The organism is Streptomyces cynarae (genome assembly GCF_025642135.1).
Lineage (GTDB): Bacteria > Actinomycetota > Actinomycetes > Streptomycetales > Streptomycetaceae > Streptomyces > Streptomyces cynarae.
The window spans coordinates 8,893,980-8,910,244 of sequence record NZ_CP106793.1; the positions used below are offsets into that span (position 1 = coordinate 8,893,980).

A 16,265-nucleotide genomic window follows, 5' to 3' on the forward strand; every position below is an offset into this window, starting at 1 on the left:
TCGCGGAGGCAGGGGCCGCGGCAGGCGTGGGCGTCAGGTGCCGGCGGCGCAGGCGCGCGACGATGCGGTGCAACTGCGCGCCGCGCGCACCAGTTCTGGGTCTGGGCGTGGTCATGGCAGCACTCCAGCAGGTTCCACCACACCGCTGGGTCGTATCGCACCATACGTGACGATGCTGAGACCGCAGGCTGTTGCTGCTGCCCGCATCAGGCGTGGTCAGGAGGCGCGTAAGTGATGCCGACGTCTCCGACGGAGGCGGCGGCGAGGGCCACGACCTTCGGCATCTGCTGCACGATCAGGACCTTTCACCAGGAGCATCCCGCCTGCCCGCGCAAGAACCGCTGCGCCTCCCAAACTCAGGTTCTGGTCCAACTCTTGTGGAGCTGTGACGCTCAGTGTTGGTGAACGGCTCTGCGATGGTGATGCGCCACCACGACCGACGGTGTGTCGGTGGGACAGTCGATAATGCCCGTCATGGCAGATCGCAGTCCGGTGCTCCGGATCATCACCTCGGCGGCGCGGGAGTCTCTGAAGCCGCTCGGCCTGGCACAGCGCGGGCGGTCGCGGCTGTGGATCGACGATCACGGGTGGTGGCTCGGGGTTGTGGGGTTCACTCCGCCGCGGATTGCCGGCAGCGGTCTGTACGTCGGTGCGATGTGGCTATGGCACGACGTGGACCACCTGGCCTTCCACGTGGACGCAGTCCGCACCGGCCCCGAGTTGTTTCGCACCGAGGACCAGTTCACACCGCTGGCGCTCGACCTCAGCCGACAGGCGGCTGCGAACGTGACCGCGCTGAGGGAGAAGTTCCCGGCTATGCCGAATGTCGCCCGATACCTGACGTCCAGGCCGGTGCGGCGGGGATTCCTCTGGGACAGCTTCGACGCCGGGATCGCGACCGCCCTCAGCGGGGACCCGGACATGGCCCGCGATCACTTCGAGCGAGTCCTGCGAGAGGATGCGTTGGCGCCTTGGATCGTCGAAGCCCGGGAGAAGACTCGTGAGCTTTACGCGATCGCGGCAGATCACGACGCCGTGACTGCCCGGGTCACGCGGGCCGTCGATTCATGCCGGAGCAAGCTGGGCCTGGATCCCTTGCCGTTTGCGATCAGCTGAACGGACCGCTCGTCGACGACAGAGCAGTGGTCAGGCAAGGAGGACTCGCTTCCGTTAGCAGGCCGAAACTGGCCCGGCCGTACATCTGGCGCTTGATCATTTTGATCCGGTTGACGTGGCCTTCGACCATGCCGGAGTTCCAGGGCAGCGTGAGGCCGGCGGTGACGGCGGCAAGGTCCCGTTCGAGGCCGTTGACGAAGGCATGGAGGCTGGGAAGGGCGTCGGCCCGGACCGCCTTGATCCATTGCGGAAATTGGTCGCCCTGGAGCTGGGTGAGCATCTTCCCGAACACTCGGACGTGGCCGGTGAGGGCATCCAGTTCGGGGCAGCCGGCGAGAACGGATTTGAGCTTCAGGTGCTCGCTCTCCGGCAGGGTGTCGGGGTGAGTCAGGATCCATCCGGCGACCGTGCGTGGAGACGGAGGACGGGCTGCAGGTGCGGTCGGGGATGCGCGGAACGGCTGGAGGTAGGCACGGACGGCTTCGTAGCCGCCGGTGTAGCCGTGCGTCTTGATCTCTTCCCAGAGGGTCCAGGCGTTCGTGCAGCCCTCCGCCCATCGCTCGCGCAGGTAGGGCTTGAAGTCGTCGAGCTTGGTCCTGCGGTTCTGCCACTGCCCCTGGAACAGTTCTTCTGGCCTGGCGGCGTCGGCCAGTGTTGGACGGTGCGGTAGGTCATGCCAAGCTGTCGCTGGATCGAGCGTCGGCTGTGGCCGCTGGCAAGCAGCGAGTGGACAGCGGCGTGATTGGCTCGGGTGCGGTCGGCGAACCGGTGCCCGGTGGGCCATGGCGACCCGCTCTCAGCCGACATCGGAGCCGGCGCCTTCTCCGGTTCCGACTCGGCGAAGGTCGCGCGGAGGCACGAGCGGTGTTGGGAGACGCACCGCTCGGCCGCTTCGCCGAGGTTGCGCCAGAGGTGGAACCGGTCGGCCACCTGGACTGCGTTGGGTGCTCCGATGCTGGCGCCCTCGGCGAAGAACGGAGCGCGGTCGCGACAGACGACCTCGATGCCCGGGCGCTCGGCCAGCCAGGCCGCGACGGTGCCCGCCTCGCGATCAGGCAGTAGATCAATCGCTCTGCGGGCCTCAACGTCGACTAGCACGGTCCCGTAGACACGGCCCTTGCGCATGGCGTACTCGTCGACGCCGACCACACGCGGAACCTGTGGCTGGGGCTCCGGGAGAGCGTCTACCAACCTCAGGACCGTATTCCTGCTGACCCTCGCTCCGAAGACGTCGGCCGGCCGGGCACCTGGACGGCCAGGGCGAGGCCGAGCTCGCCCAGCACCGACCGCATTCGTTCGGTCCGCCGGCTGTACCGCCGGGTCAGGCCCGCAACCTGCTCAACGAACGTCCGCCGCCCGCAGGAGACGTCTTCGAGGCACGGTCTACGGCCGCCGCACCACGACGCGGCGGCCGGAAATCCGTCACCGTCTTCGCGACGATTGGGGGGCTCGTGTGAGCACCCCCGTTACCCGATCCCGCCGCCGTCTGCGCGTCCCCGAACCCGGCGCTGCCGCGCCCCGCCGGCCGGTCGACTGGACGAAGGTCGGCCGCCGCTCGGCCCGCCACCGGCATGACCGCCACCGAGGCCGCGGCCGCGCTCGCCTTCAACGCGCTGCTCGCCCGCGCGTACGAGGTCGGCACCGGAGCTCGCACGGAAACCACGTCACGACGGCCCGCCCGGAGGAACTGGTGGTCGCCACCTGGGTGAAGCCGACGGCCTGCGGAACCCGCCACGAGACGCTCACCGCCGACGGCCAGATCCACGTCGACTACGCGCCTCCACTCGGGGAGCCGCACTTCGAGGGCGACGACGACCCCGACTACAACCCGATCTGCAACTTCCCGCGCCTCCCGGCCTGTTCTGCATGGAGTGCGCCAGCTGCGCCGCCTGCGGGCAGTGCCGCGGGCTCCACGTCTGGACTCCTCTCCCGAGCTGATCACCGAGGGCAACCTCCCACATCTCCTCAACCAGCTGCGCCCCGAGGGATCTGGGAGCCGGAAATAGTCAAGTTGCCCGGAATGCCTGGGAGGTTGTCCCCTCGAATCCCCAGGTGGACGCGTTCGTGAGAGGCGACCGAGGAGCCTGGGAGGCGGCGCACCTCCGACCAGTGTCACGTTCACCGAGCGTCACAATCGGGGTGTCACGCACACTGTCACGCCCGCCACCGATCGCGTGACAGCAGCCACCCGAATGCCCGAATTAAGCATGTTCCGGGGGCGGAATACCCCCCCGAGCCCCCTCCAGGGCCGTTTTCGCGTGACAGCGCGACAAGCGTGACAGCCCCGTTGAGGTGATCACTTTCTGTGCGGATGTCCCGTCCAAGGCGGTCCGGTCCCTGTCTCACATGATCTGGTCCGGCAGGTCTGCTTCTTCGGTCCCACCGGCCCTGGTGGTGTCTGAGCTGTCCCGGGTGGTGGCCGATGGGGGCCGGACCTGGTCATAGTCGTGTGGCCGTGCGGACCAGGCCGGCCAGGGTGAGGGAGCGGCTGTGCGCGGGCCAGGCGATGTGGGTCACGACGGGAGGTGCGTCGGTCAAGGGGACGGCTGTGTGCTCGGCCCACAGCCAGGAGCGGGCGGAGTCGGGGACGACCGCCACGGTGCGTCCGAGGGCGATCAGCTGGGCCAGTTGCGTCTGGTTGTGGATCTCGGGGCCAGGGCCGGGTGCGTAGGTGCCGTGGGTGGGCCAGCGGGCGAGCGGCAGATCGGGGACGTCCCTGACATCGGCCAGGCACAAGGTCTCGCGGGCGGCGAGGGGGTGCCCGGCCGGCAGGACGGCGACCTGTCCCTCGGTCGTCAGTGCCTCGCTGTCGAATCCGGCGAGGGAGTTCCACGGCGTGTGCATGAGCGCGACATCGGCGCGTCCGTCGCGCAGCAGCTCTTCCTGTTCGCAGATGCCACACGGCAGCACCTCGATCTCGGCACTGTCGGGCTCGGCCGCGTAGGCGTCGAGAAGCTTCCGCAGCAGTTCGTGGGACGCGGCGGCCTTGACCGCGAGGACCAGCCGATTGCGGGGGCCGCCGGGGCTGTCGGCACCGCCGGCGCGCCGGGTTCGGCGAGCGGCGGCGACGGTCGCGTCGAGGGCCGCCCGGCCCTCATGCAGCAGCACCTCTCCGGCACCGGTCAGGCGGACACCACGGCGGCTGCGCTGCAGCAGGCAGACCCCGAGGCGCCGTTCGAGCTGCTGGATCGCCCGCGACAGCGGCGGCTGGGCAATGCCGAGGCGCTCGGCGGCGCGCCCGAAGTGCAGTTCCTCAGCAACGGCCACGAAGTACCTCAACTCGCGGGTTTCGAGGGTGTCCACGGCCGCAGCATACGTGGTGATACCTGGCGGGTATGACAGGGCACCGGATCGGTCTTGGCCGCGCCAGTCGTCCGAGGGCCACCATCATCAGCATGAGCGAAACGATGATCGCGCTGGTGACCGGCGCGAACAAGGGCATCGGGTACGAGATCGCGGCCGGGCTGGGCAGCCTCGGATACCGCGTGGGTGTGGGGGCCCGCGACGAGACCCGACGCGAAACCGCCGTCGGAAAACTGCGCGCCCTCGGCGTGGACGCGTTCGGGGTACCGCTGGACGTTACCGATGACCGGAGCGTCACCGATGCCGCGGAACTGGTCGAACGGCTTGCCGGGCGCCTGGACGCCCTGGTCAACAACGCCGGCATATCGGGCGAGATGGGCCCGGGGTGGGAGCAGGACCCGACCGCGCTCGACCTGGAGGTGCTCCGCACAGTCGTGGATACCAACGTCATGGGTGTCGTCCGGGTGACCAACGCGATGCTGCCGTTGCTGCGGCGCTCGGCCTCGCCACGCATCGTCAACGTCTCCAGCAGCGTCGGATCCCTGACCCGGCAGGCGGACCCCGACACCGAGATCGGCCCGATCATGGCGGCCTACGCGCCGTCGAAGTCGTTCCTCAACGCCCTCACCGTCCAGTACGCCCGGCAGTTCACCGGTACGAACATCCTGATCAATGCCGCCTGCCCGGGCCTGGTCGCCACCGACTTCACAGGCTTCCACGGATCCCGCACCCCCGAACAGGGCGCGGCCACAGCGATCCGGCTCGCCACACTGCCCGACGGCGGCCCGAGCGGTTCGTTCTTCGAGGACGACGGCGTCGTCCCCTGGTGACCACGAACTGCCCTGAGCCGACGAAGCCCCGGCGCGTCCCCGAAACGGTGCGGACGGACCGGATCGCATGAGACAGCGGGAGGCATCCGTCCGACCAGGACCAGATCGACTGGGATCTCCGGCGACGCGGCGTCTCAATCGATCCGGTCGCCGCAGGCGACGTCCCCGTTCCCGGACCAGCTCATCGGAGGCGGGACAGCGGACCCCGGAACGAGGCGTCGTGGCGGCTGGGGGAGACGGGCGTGTCCGCCAGGTGCAGCTAGCGGACCGGCACAGTGAGCGTGCTGATCCGAGGGAGTTCGACGGGCTCGCCCTCAGCGTCCAGCAGCATCCCGGAGACCTGGTAGCCGCAACCGGGCGGGGGGCCGACCTCCTGCGCCTGGTCCCAAGTGATCTCACCGTCACCCGGGTACTCCCCTCGATCATCACCAGGCCCTGCACGGTCCGGGCGGCGGTGTCCCACCCGTCGCGGCCGGCATGCGCGAGAAGTTCGGCCGCAACCTCGCGATCGTCGGCCAGGACAACCTGCGCCGCATCGTGCTGCGCGAACGCGACCGGCCCGGCGGCGCCGACATCGGCCTGATCGACCTGACCACCCGCTACGCCCTGAACAACGGCTTCCATGTCGTTGTGGAGGGCATCTTGTACGCCGAACCTGCTCCTGCCGCACGGCAACCTGAGGGCAGCCCGCGGTCGCCGCGGAGCCCGCTGAGTGTCTCCGCGCGACTCTGCACAACCGTGTGACCTACCCGGCGCACGACTGGACAGCCCAGGCACCAAAACGTGTGCGGGCGACGGCTGCGAAGACGTCGCCCGCACACGTATTTTCGGGGGCACGTTGCAGCGTCTCCCCAGGTAAGACAGTTCGTCGACGTGCATGCGCAGCTTCCCCGGTCACCCGCATCGTGAGATCCACGCATGCACAGCCGCTACAGGGCACGTGGAACGATCCGCGCCTCAGCGGCCTCGATGACAAGTCGGATCCGTGTCTTGGATTCCTCCTCAAAGAGCTTGCGCCACATATGCACCTAGTAGGAAAGGTCCGGGACGTCGCAGGCCTCCAGGTACGTCGTGTACCGGTCGAAACGAGGAAGGGAGTCGTCGCGCAGCATGTCGGAGATTGTGGAGCGGCGGAGCGGGGTCACGTCCCGCCTCGCGGTGGCCGGCTGGAGTCCACTGCCGCCCGCCGCAGCCCCGCTGCTGGATGTGATGCCGAAGCCGCCCCTTCGACGAGGGGGCGGCTTCGCCGTGGTCGGCGAGTGGGTCGGTGGGGCCGGAAGGCCATCGGCTTCCGGCCCCACCGCCTACCGGCTTGTATCGGGTGAAGTGTCAGCCTGTCACTGGATCGTCCAGGCCTGGAAGGACTCATTCACGGGCATCGACTGATCGATGGCGGCTCCGCCCGTCGTCGACCCGCCGCTCACCTCGAGGATCTGCCTGCTCTCGAAGCTGCGGATGAGGTAGCCTCCGCTGGTCGGTTCGAAGTACCACAGCTGGTTGTTGCTGCCGTTGTAGGTGTCCTGCTGCAGCGCGGTACTCCTCCAGTGGCTGGCCCAGCCCAAATCAAGGACCTTGCCGCTGTTCCTGCTCACGATCTTGTAGAGCTGTCCGCTGACGCGAACGATGTTCCACTGCTGGTTGGCGGTACCCGAGTTCCACCACTGGATGATGCTCGCGCCGTCGGCGGTGGATCCGCCGTTGACGTCCATGTGCCGGGCGGGGCTCCCGCCCAGGGTGATAGCGGAGCCGGTCACTAGGCTCCGGCCCCATGACCAGTGATCTCGGGTTCGCCTGCTCGCGCTGCGGGGCCCACCACCCTGAGCCGCCGAGCTCCACGGACGACCTCACATCGCCCATCCCGGTCGCACCCGCTGGCCTGAGCCACAGGGCCCAGCAGTTCGTCGAGGTGGAGGGCATCCGCGTCCACCGGCAAGACATCCTGCGACACCGCGACGCTTGGATCGGGCACGGGATCCCCGCTGCGGAGATCGACCGGGCCGCCGCCTTTCAGGACCGCTGGGGCGGCCTTGCCCTGCCGCCGGCCCCGTTCTACGAAGGTGGACCGCGCATCCTGGACGCCGACTGTCCCGAGCGGATGCCCGCAGAAGGCTGGTCGTTCCCGGCAGGGGACTGCCGGGTGTCGATGGCCTACGGATTCATGGTCGGCCCCGATGGGGCGTTCGGGATCGACGCCTACCGCTGGACACCTTGCCAGCACGGACGGATGGGTGGAATCCCTGGCTCTGGCCGCCCACGCCCGGTGGGCCAAGACCGCCACGAGGGTCAAGGGGAAGGCCGTGGAGGAACTGGATCTCGGCGGCTTCGAGCCGGTGCCCGAGGTGCAGGGGGTGACCGACGCCTGGTGGCGGGGCGAGGATTTGCTCATCGCCGTGTACCGGGGCGAGGCCGTGGGCCTTGAAGCTCCGCAGTGCCTCGAAGCACACGTCTACGGCGGGCTCGACGAGTGGGGCCTCCACGGCGACTGACGCGTGGTGACGAATCTGAGCACCTACTTGGCCGGATGGGCCGGCTAGCGCGCTCAGGCACAGATGCAGACGCAGCATGCCTGGAATGCCACCTACGCCGTGCTCGCCGCGCCCCACCACAGTGACACCACCGCCTTGCGCCGCCACCAGCTGCGCCTGTCCGCACGTCTGTGGTGGCACCCGTACTGGAACGCCGCCCGCTCGGCGCCGGCAGCGCGCACCGACTTGCGGCAGCTGGTTCGCACCCGGGAAGCATCTCGGGCCGCATGAGGCCTCGCCTGGGCGCCGCACGCCGCCAGGATCCGGGTTGCGACAAGGAATGCGCCTACTGTTGGACCGAGGTCCAGTCCCCCGTGGAGCTGACCGACGTCCTCAACGACGCGCCGGTCCGCGCGGGTGCGCCTGGGTGCCCAGGGCATGCGTGTCTTCGCCGCGAGCCGGGAGCCGACCCGGCAGCACCTGCCTTGCTGGTACTCGACCAGGGCCGCCTCACCGGGATCTGCTCGACCACCGAGTGTGCGGCAAGTGGCCCCGTCCCCTTGCCGCACAGCGGCGCTCACCGGATCGGGGCGAACCCTCCCCGGACCGACGCGGAGTGGCCCGACCCCTGCGCGTCGACGCGGTAGCCGTCGCCCGCGCCACTGCGCACGCCGGTGCCGTTGTTGAACTGGGCGGCGAACTCATAGCTTCCGGCCGGCACGGTCAGGCCCGGCTTGAGGACCCAGCGGTAGACCAGCGTGCCGCCGGCCTCCTGAGCGGTGACGGTGAAGTCACCACTCGGCAGGGTCTGCCAGGTGCCGGTGTTCATCACCCCGCCGGTCTGCACAATCCGGATCTCGACCGTGAGCGAGGTGAGCGGCTGGGTCGTCTTGAGGACGAGGTTGCTCTGCGTCCAGTAGACGGTGCTGCGCGGGTCCACCGAGCCGGCCGACCACAGCGCCCCGTTCTGACTCTTGCCGGCGGTCGACGATGGACTGGTGGCCGGCGGAGTCGGGCGCGAGCTGCCCGGGGTGGTGACCGGGGCCGGCCTGACAGGGGTGGGGCGGGCCGATGTCGGGTGCGGGGAGCTGACCGTCGGGGACGGGGGGGCAGGCGTGGTCACGGTGGCCGACGGCGAGGTGTGCGCAACGATGGCGGCGACGGCGAGGCCGCCGGTCGCCAGGATGCCGGTGGCGGCGAGCCCGGCGAGCGCAACCCTGGTCCCGGACCTCGCGAACGGCCGCACGCGGTGACGGACGGCGGGGCCGGCCATGCCGCGTTGCACCCGGGCCAGCATCCTGGCACGGTCGGGCCGGTGGGCCTCGGCGGCCTCGCGCAGCCGACGGGCGATCTCCTCGTTCACCGGTTCCTCCTCCCTGCCACCAGGTCCCCGACCGCTCGTGCGCCCAGTATCCTTTCCAGTTCGGCCATTCCCTTCGAGGTCTGGCTCTTCACCGTGCCGACCGAGATGCCCAGCGCCACCGCCGTGTCCTTCTCCGACAAGTCGAAGGCGTGCCGCAGCACCACGCAGGCGCGCTTGCGGAACGGCAGCCGGGCGAGCGCCGCGCGGACGTCCAGCACGGCCGCCGTGTCCGGCCCCTCCACCTTCTCGGGGCCGCGGGACCAGAACAGCGTGATCCGGCGTCGCTCGCGCACCGCGCTGCGGATCCGTCCCCGCGCCAGGTTGGCCACCACACCGCGGGCGTAGGCGAGCGGGTGGTCGGCCTGCCGCAACCGGTCCCAGCGCTGCCACAGGGCGACCAGAGCGTCCGCCGCGAGGTCGTCCGCCGCGTCGGTCTCCCCGGTCAGCAGGTGTGCTAGACGGGCGAGTTCGGCATAGTGGCGTTCGAAGAATTCGTGGAACTCCGCGGACGCGTCCTCGAGGACCATCCCCCGGTCGCCCTCTCCTGGCAATGATGTGCGCGTTGGTTGCACGTTTAACAACCCGGCGCATTCTAACAATGTCCGACCTGGGATCCGAACGGCGGTCGTGCTCGGTTGCGGGCCGGTGAAGGCTGACCGGCAGGCTGGTCAATTCCGGGCGAACTGGACACCGGTCGGCTGCGCGACGACTGGCCGGGGCCGGGATCGTCGGACTGACCGAGGCCGTCGGCTGCACCGTCACACTCGCGCCGCCGCCCGCCGCCCGCCGCCCGCCGCCCGCCGCCCGGCATCGGACGGGTGCGGCCCCCGCGCGGCTGCGGCGGACGCGTCGGCCCCCCTTCCGGCACCGGTTCCGGTCCCGGTGAGGACGGTCAGGCCGGGCACGCCGGCACACCGACGACCAGCAGCCTCAAGGAAAGGCCCGTGCCCAGTCCGCGCATCCGCCACGCTTGCGGCGCGGCGTGCTTCGTTGCCCTCATGCCCGTCCATCCGGTGGTTCGTCTCGTCTCTTCCGGCTCCCAGTTGCCGCAGGAGACGAGAAGGTTGCCGTCCCGATGCTGATTTCTCGGCGACCGGTGCACGGCTCGAAAGGGATCTGAAGAACATCGGATACGGCGGCAACCTTTCCATCCCGAGCGGCCACCTAGGGGTGCACCAACCACCGCGAGCGCAGTCAGCTGCACCTGTCGGTGATCTCGCCACCGGCCACAACGCCCGTTGCTGACCGGCAGGAACGGCCGCAGTCGTTCCCACTCGGCATCCGTCAGATCACCCCGCCGTATACCCAAAGCAACGACCCGGACATGGAGCGGTCATATGATCGGCCGGACAAGTCCTAGCGGTCCGAGGTAGACGCTGAGGGTCTCGATCGTGTCCGCGCCGGTGTGCAGGACGCAGGTGTGTTCGTCGAGCGGTTCGACTGTGCCGACGGCTGGGTTGATCCGGTCGGCGCCGGTGCCGGCGGGGGCGTGCACGTGACCTGTGCCCGGTATCGCCAGGCAGCGGCGGACACCCGGCGGGACACGTAGGACAGGGAGCTCGAAGGCCCCTGCGGGCGTCCTGGACGGCTTCGCGGGCTTCTCCGGCTCCGGGGCCAGCGGCATGATGCCGAGCTGCTCCAGGCGCTCGCGCTGCCCCTCTGCCAGGGCTTGCAAGACCTCCGGTTGGCTTCGTTCACTTCCAGCGACAGCGTTTGTCGATGAGTTTCGGTTCTGGTCCAACTTCTGTGGAGCGGTGACACTGAGTGTTGTCGGCCGCATGTGATTGGGCGCGCGGGGAGTTCTGTAGCCATCACCTTCGGGGAGATCATTCATGTCCCAGTACCCATCGCTGACTCGCGCCCTGGCGGAGGTGCTCGTGGACCTCACCTGGTTCATCGAGAGCGCGGACGACGAGCACATGGATCAGGACGATGCGGTGAAGGCGCTGGAGGGTGTCGCCGCGGTGGTGGGTCGCATGTCGGACTCCCAGCGTGCAGAGTTCCAACAGATGATCGAGGCAATGGCCGTAGCCGAGACTAATCCAGGACGCCGTGCCTTCCTGGAAGCGTTCCCGGACGACTTCGGACTCGCGGAGTAGCTGCCGACGGGGTCAGGGTCAGGATACGAGGAGGGTTCGCTTCCTGAGGAGCGCAAAGCCGGTCCGTACATCTGGCGTTTCAGCATTTTGATGCGGTTGACGTGGCCTTCGACGACGCCGGAGCTCCAGGGCAGGGTCAGGCCAGCGGTGACGGCGGCGAGGTCTCGTTCGAGGCCGTTGGCGAAGGCGTGGAGGCTGGGCAGGTCGTCGGCGCGGACCGCTTTGATCCACTGTGGAAGCCGGTCGCCTTCGAGCTGGGTGAGCATCTTCCCGAATGCGCGGACGTGGGCGGTGAGGGCTGCCAGTTCAGGGCAGTGCGCGAGGACGGACTTCATCTTGAGTCGCTCGCTCTCCGGCAGAGTGTCGGGGTGGGTCAGGATCCACCTGGGGACGGTCCGGGGCGAGGGTGGGCGGGTCGCCGGTGCGGTCGGGGTTGTGCGGAACGGACGTAGGTAGGCGCGCACGGCTCCGTAGCCGCCGCGGTAGCCGTGCGTCTTGATCTCCTCCCAGAGTGTCCAGGCGTTCGTGCAGCCCTCAGCCCACCGCTCGCGCAGGTACGGCTTGAAGTCGTCGAGCTTGGTCCTGCGGCCCTGCCACTGCCCATGGAACAGGTCTTCTGGGGCCGCGGCGTCCGCCAGGCGTTGGACGGTGCGGTAGGTCATGCCGAGTTGGCGTTGGATCGCGCGTCGGCTGTGGCCGGCGGCCAGCAGCGCGTGGACAGTGGCGTGCTTCGCGTGTGTGCGGTTGGCGAATCGGTGCCCGGTGGGCCATAGCGACCCGCTGTCGGGCGGTGCCGACGTCTCAGCTTGAGGGGCCGGATCAGCGAAGGTCGCGCGCAGACGGGCGGTGGCGAGAGACGCATCGCTCGGCTGCTTCGCCAAGGTTGCGCCACAGATGGAACCGGTCGGCGACCTGGACGGCGGTGGGCGCCCCGATGCTGGCGCCCTCAGCGAAGAACGGGGCCCGGTCGCGACAGACGACCTCGATCCCCCGGTGTTCGGCCAGCCAGGCCGCGAGAATGCCCGACTTCCGATCCGGGAGTAGGTCCACCGGTCTGCGGGTCTCGACGTCGACCAGCACGGTCCCGTAGACGCGTCCCTTGCGTATCGCGTACTCGTCGACGCCGACGACCCGCGGGATCCGCGGCTGGGGTTGGCCAACTGAGGCGCTCAGTCACACAGGGAGGCCTTGCCCGGCAGCGGTGGCTACTCCCAGGGTCGCGGTAGCGCGTACCACAGGGCTCTGAGCCAGAGCGGCCGGCTGCGGTGCTCGATTTGATGACCGCGTTGCAGGAGTCGGTGTCGAAGGGAAGGCCTCCTGCGGCGAGGAGGCCGGGCCAGGCCGAGGTGCACGAGCTGGTGAAGCCGAAGCAGAAGACGACCGCGAAGAAGAAGACGGCGAGCCGCCGGCCAGGCACCGCATAGGGGAGGAGGCCGCTCGTCAGGTGGCAGTCGGCCCGCAGACCGCTCCGGTCATCCAGTCGCGTAGCCGCCGCCAGCACGTCATCCCCGAACCGAACCCCAGCTCCTTCGGTAGGTACTCCAACTGGATGTCCGTGTGCAGCACGTACAGGATCCCGCACAGCACCTGCCGGTCCGGCAACGGCTTACGGCCCGGATACCGGAACCTGCGCTCCCGCCTCGGCAGCAGCGGCTCGATCCGCTCCCACAGTTCATCCGACACGATCCACGGTGATGCCCCCACGCATCCGACAACGCTCAACTCGCCGTCAAGACACGGACACCACGGCTCCGCCACCTCATTGTGTTAGCCGTTGCAAGCCTGGGCAGTTGCTCAAGCCGCCGCCCGATGCGCCCGTCGGGTTCGGCGTCATCGCCTTCTGCTGGACTGCCGAGCGGGAATGCCGCCGTCCCGTGTGCGCCGGCTGGGGTACGTAGTTCGCCGACGTAGGCTGGAAGGCGAGAGGGCACTGGAGCGGACTTACGGCCGGCTGATGTTCCACCGCGGCCTCGCCCGCGACTACGAAACCCTCCCTGCCCGCTCCGAAGCCATGATCCACTTCGCCGTGACCGACCTCATGACCCGCAGCCTCGCCGGCGAGACCACGACCTCCTGGCGTGATGGCGCAAAGCGGCATCGACTACGGCTCCCGGGATGAAACACCGGGAGAAGACGACATTTGATCGGTCACCCGTGGTGCACATTTTGGTGTTCACGGTCCGGTTGCCGTTCCTGTCCGATGGTGCTCGCCCGTGTGATCAGCTGGTGCGGGGCCCGGATCTCCCTTCCGGGGACGGGGGCGGGGCTGCCGATCCGCTTCAGCAGCCGCTCCACCGCCGTCTCCGCGATCATCCTCTTGTCCGGGGAGACCGTGGTGACCGACGGGTTGGAGTAGCGGCCGTCCTCGATGTCGTCGTAGCCGACGATCGCCACGTCCTCCGGGACGCGCAGCCCGCGTGCGGCCAGCGTGTGCATCGCGCCCAGCGCCACCAGGTCGCTGTAGCAGAACACCGCGTCCGGCGGCTCCTCGAGGTCGAGCAGGTGTGCCATCGCCGTGGCGCCGTCGGAGCGGTTGAAGCGCGGGGTGGAGATGATCAGCTCCTCCCGTACCGGGATCCCGGCGCGCTCGTGTGCCAGCCGGAAGCCGCGGGTGCGCAGCTGGGCCGCCTCACCGGTGCGGTAGGGCTGGTCGCCGATCGCCGCGACACGCCGCCGGCCGAGGCCGAGCAGGTGCTCGGTGGCTTCGCGGGAGGCGGTGACGTCGTCGATGCCGATGTGGTCGAAGCTGCCGTCGCTGACCCGCTCGCCGAGCACCACCAGCGGAAGGGCCGGATCGCGGGCGGCCAGGTCGGACTGGGCGAGGCCGAGCGGGCTGAAGATGACCCCGTCGAACAGCAGTTGCTGGGAGCCGCGGCTGAGGAACATCTTCTCGTGTTCGGCGTCGCCGTCGGTCTGGTCGATCAGGACGTTGTAACCCTGTACCCGGGCCGCGCGGATGATGCCCTGCAGCAGTTCGGCGAAGTACGGCGTGTCCAGGTACGGCACGACCACCGCGATCTGGCCCGAGCGCCCGGCGGCGAGGTTGCGGGCCAGCACGTTCGGCCGGTAGCCGAGTTCGTCCACGGCCTGCTGCACGCGGGCGCGCGTGGCCTCGGAGACCGGTGCGTAGCCGTTGACCACGTTGGACACGGTCCGGCTGGAGACGCCGGCGAGCAACGCGACGTCGCGGAGTGTCACGCCCTTAGCCATATGCCACCTTCATCCCGGATGTCGGTTTCAGCGCTGAAAGTTTCCTCGGGGTTACCTCTTGCAGCGCGGCAAGTTCTCGGTTAACACTTTTGCAGCGCTGCAGAGCGTAGCAGAGAGCCCCGGCAACACTCACGGGGCCAATCAGTAGGAGCCGCAGAGGGAACAGCAACTTCTCGCGGGCCGGGAGCCGCTTCCGTCCTGATGGTGCATCACTCATTACTCGTTCTTCTCTGAGCGCGCCCGCGCGCTGATCCCGCAACTGCCCCTTCTTCTCACCGACGTCACGTACGCCCCACCCTCCCGCGTCCACTGACGTCCGCCCGCCAGGATCCGCCGGCGGGCAGCTCACCCCGGGCCGGCGTACCCGCATGCCTCGGGCCTCCGACGCCGTATCTCCGTGTGCCCGGCGCCCCCTGTGCGCACCTCTCTATCTCCTCCCCTTACCTCCGTCCTCCTGCCCCTTTAGGCACCCTCACCCGGGAGATTGTCATGTCCTCCAGCAGAAAGCCCAGGCTCCGTTCCGTCCGCCGGACCGCCGTCGCGGCGACCTCCGCCGCCCTCGCCGGCATGCTCCTCGCGGCCTGCGGCGGCGGAAGCGGCGGCGGCAGCGGGAGCGGTGCCGCGAGCAGCGGCCCGGTGCACATCAAGGTGTGGGCCTGGTACCCGGACTTCAAGCAGGTCGTGGACCAGTTCAACAAGACCCACAAGGACGTCCAGGTCGACTGGGTGCAGGCAGGCGTCGGCCAGGACGAGTACACCAAGCTGAAGACGGCGCTGAAGGCCGGTCAGGGCGCCCCGGACGTCGTCATGCTGGAGTTCCAGGAGCTGCCGACCATCCAGCTCACCAAGGGTCTGCTCGACATGGGCAAGTACGGCGCGGACGCCGACAAGGGCAACTACGTGGACTGGGCCTGGAAGCAGGTCTCCGACGGTGACCACGTCTACGCCATCCCCGTCGACGGCGGCCCGATGGCCATGATGTACCGGGCCGACCTGTTCAAGAAGTACAAGCTGAAGGTCCCCACGACCTGGGCGGAGTACAAGGAGGAGGCGGCCAAGCTGCACGCCGCCGACCCGAAGGCGTACATGACCGACTTCGGCAGCGACGAGACGGCCGGCGGCTGGCGCCAGGGCCTGATGTGGCAGGCCGGCTCCCGCCCCTACACCTACTCGGCGAGCAAGCTGCCGGACATCGGCGTGAAGCTCAACGACGACAATGCCAAGAAGGTGTACGAGTACTGGGGCGACCTGGTCAAGAACAAGCTGGTCGACACCCAGTCGTATGCGACCACGGACTTCTACAACGGCCTCAGCAGCGGCAAGTACGCCACCTACATCGCGGCCGGCTGGGGTCCGGGTTACCTCTCCAGCGTCGCGAAGGCGACCGCGGGCAAGTGGCGCGTGGCCCCGTTGCCGCAGTGGACGGCGGGCGGCACCGCCCAGGGTGACTGGGGCGGTTCGAGCTTCTCCGTGACCTCGCAGACAAAGCACCCGAAGGAGGCCACCGAGGTCGCCCGGGAGCTCTTCGGCACATCGCAGGCCGCCTGGAAGATCGGCATCGACCAGGCCTACCTCTTCCCGCTGTCCAAGCCGATCCTCAACGGCTCGTACTTCGGGGACAAGAAGTACGACTTCTTCGGTGGCCAGCAGATCAACAAGGTGTTCGTGACCGCGGCGAACGGCATCGGCAGCTTCGACTGGAGCCCGTTCCAGGACTTCGCCTACAACACCGACACCAGTGAGGTCGGCAAGGCCCTCCAGGGCCAGACCGACTGGTCCGCCGTGAACGACAACGTCCAGCAGCAGGTGGCCTCCTACGCGACCAAGCAGGGATTCAAGGTCAGCCGGTAACCGGCCCCAGTCCCCGATTCCCCACTGC

At 68.9% G+C, this 16,265-nt stretch carries 14 protein-coding genes and 5 pseudogenes; 9 read left to right on the forward strand and 10 right to left on the reverse strand.

From position 1 onward, the window contains the following. The first annotated feature begins 474 nt into the window (after positions 1–474). Complete coding sequence (locus N8I84_RS40340) at positions 475–1,116, forward strand: hypothetical protein (protein WP_263234469.1); 642 nt, start codon at positions 475–477, stop codon at positions 1,114–1,116. Positions 1,117–1,146: 30 nt separating this feature from the next. Here N8I84_RS40340 and N8I84_RS43440 read toward each other — a convergent pair. Beyond that, a pseudogene (locus tag N8I84_RS43440) lies at positions 1,147–2,504 on the reverse strand (ISL3 family transposase); the annotation flags it as partial. Between the two features lie 183 nt (positions 2,505–2,687). Here N8I84_RS43440 and N8I84_RS40355 point away from each other — a divergent pair. Beyond that, on the forward strand, positions 2,688–2,825 hold the full coding sequence (locus tag N8I84_RS40355; RefSeq protein ID WP_263234471.1) for a hypothetical protein: 138 nt from the start codon (positions 2,688–2,690) through the stop codon (positions 2,823–2,825). Between the two features lie 730 nt (positions 2,826–3,555). Here N8I84_RS40355 and N8I84_RS40360 read toward each other — a convergent pair. Beyond that, positions 3,556–4,419 carry a LysR family transcriptional regulator gene (locus tag N8I84_RS40360; protein WP_263234472.1) on the reverse strand — a complete coding sequence of 288 codons (864 nt, stop codon included), beginning with the start codon at positions 4,417–4,419 and terminating at the stop codon, positions 3,556–3,558. A gap of 92 nt (positions 4,420–4,511) precedes the next feature. Between N8I84_RS40360 and N8I84_RS40365 the strand changes: the two genes are divergently transcribed. Both N8I84_RS40365 and N8I84_RS40370 read left to right on the forward strand, forming a co-directional pair. After that, complete coding sequence (locus N8I84_RS40365) at positions 4,512–5,249, forward strand: SDR family oxidoreductase (RefSeq protein ID WP_263234474.1); 738 nt, start codon at positions 4,512–4,514, stop codon at positions 5,247–5,249. Between the two features lie 435 nt (positions 5,250–5,684). Next, positions 5,685–5,903, forward strand: a pseudogene (locus N8I84_RS40370) (kinase); the annotation flags it as partial. Positions 5,904–6,586: 683 nt separating this feature from the next. On the opposite strand, the gene N8I84_RS40375 reads toward N8I84_RS40370, so the two are convergent. Next, positions 6,587–7,003, reverse strand: a complete 417-nt coding sequence (locus N8I84_RS40375; protein WP_263234475.1) for an RICIN domain-containing protein — start codon at positions 7,001–7,003, stop codon at positions 6,587–6,589. Between the two features lie 101 nt (positions 7,004–7,104). Between N8I84_RS40375 and N8I84_RS40380 the strand changes: the two are divergent. After that, positions 7,105–7,735, forward strand: a pseudogene (locus N8I84_RS40380) (hypothetical protein). A 63-nt stretch (positions 7,736–7,798) separates the two neighbouring features. Next, positions 7,799–8,005, forward strand: a complete 207-nt coding sequence (locus N8I84_RS40385; RefSeq protein ID WP_263234476.1) for a hypothetical protein — start codon at positions 7,799–7,801, stop codon at positions 8,003–8,005. 286 nt (positions 8,006–8,291) lie between these two features. On the opposite strand, the gene N8I84_RS40390 is transcribed toward N8I84_RS40385, so the two are convergent. The 5 genes from N8I84_RS40390 to N8I84_RS40415 all read right to left on the reverse strand — a co-directional run bounded on the left by N8I84_RS40390 (position 8,292) and on the right by N8I84_RS40415 (position 12,349). Then, positions 8,292–9,077 (reverse strand): superantigen-like protein SSL4, encoded by a 786-nt coding sequence (locus tag N8I84_RS40390; protein WP_263234477.1) that lies wholly within the window; start codon positions 9,075–9,077, stop codon positions 8,292–8,294. Next, positions 9,074–9,604 (reverse strand): SigE family RNA polymerase sigma factor, encoded by a 531-nt coding sequence (locus tag N8I84_RS40395; RefSeq protein WP_263234478.1) that lies wholly within the window; start codon positions 9,602–9,604, stop codon positions 9,074–9,076. The genes N8I84_RS40390 and N8I84_RS40395 overlap by 4 nt, the downstream gene beginning before the upstream one ends. 806 nt (positions 9,605–10,410) lie before the next feature. Next, entirely contained in the window at positions 10,411–10,752 is a 342-nt protein-coding gene (locus N8I84_RS40405) for a hypothetical protein (protein ID WP_263234480.1), read from the reverse strand. 249 nt (positions 10,753–11,001) lie between these two features. Beyond that, complete coding sequence (locus N8I84_RS40410; RefSeq protein ID WP_263234481.1) at positions 11,002–11,838, reverse strand: transposase; 837 nt, start codon at positions 11,836–11,838, stop codon at positions 11,002–11,004. A 157-nt stretch (positions 11,839–11,995) separates the two neighbouring features. Further along, positions 11,996–12,349, reverse strand: a complete 354-nt coding sequence (locus tag N8I84_RS40415) for a transposase (protein ID WP_313884359.1) — start codon at positions 12,347–12,349, stop codon at positions 11,996–11,998. A 104-nt stretch (positions 12,350–12,453) separates the two neighbouring features. Here N8I84_RS40415 and N8I84_RS40420 point away from each other — a divergent pair, with 104 nt between their 5' ends. Further along, positions 12,454–12,600: a hypothetical protein gene (locus N8I84_RS40420; protein ID WP_263234483.1), complete on the forward strand. Its 147-nt coding sequence runs from the start codon at positions 12,454–12,456 to the stop codon at positions 12,598–12,600. Positions 12,601–12,637: 37 nt separating this feature from the next. Here N8I84_RS40420 and N8I84_RS40425 read toward each other — a convergent pair. Further along, a pseudogene (locus N8I84_RS40425) lies at positions 12,638–12,880 on the reverse strand (transposase); the annotation flags it as partial. Between the two features lie 223 nt (positions 12,881–13,103). On the opposite strand from N8I84_RS40425, the pseudogene N8I84_RS40430 reads away from it, so the two are divergent. Further along, positions 13,104–13,295: pseudogene (locus tag N8I84_RS40430) on the forward strand (IS5 family transposase); the annotation flags it as partial. A gap of 29 nt (positions 13,296–13,324) precedes the next feature. Here the strand turns inward: N8I84_RS40430 and N8I84_RS40435 are convergent. Next, the gene (locus N8I84_RS40435; protein ID WP_263234484.1) at positions 13,325–14,386 is read right to left on the reverse strand and encodes a LacI family DNA-binding transcriptional regulator; all 1,062 of its coding nucleotides are present in this window, start codon (positions 14,384–14,386) and stop codon (positions 13,325–13,327) included. Between the two features lie 489 nt (positions 14,387–14,875). Between N8I84_RS40435 and N8I84_RS40440 the strand changes: the two genes are divergently transcribed. Beyond that, positions 14,876–16,237: an ABC transporter substrate-binding protein gene (locus tag N8I84_RS40440; RefSeq protein ID WP_263234485.1), complete on the forward strand. Its 1,362-nt coding sequence runs from the start codon at positions 14,876–14,878 to the stop codon at positions 16,235–16,237. The last annotated feature ends 28 nt before the right edge of the window (positions 16,238–16,265 follow it).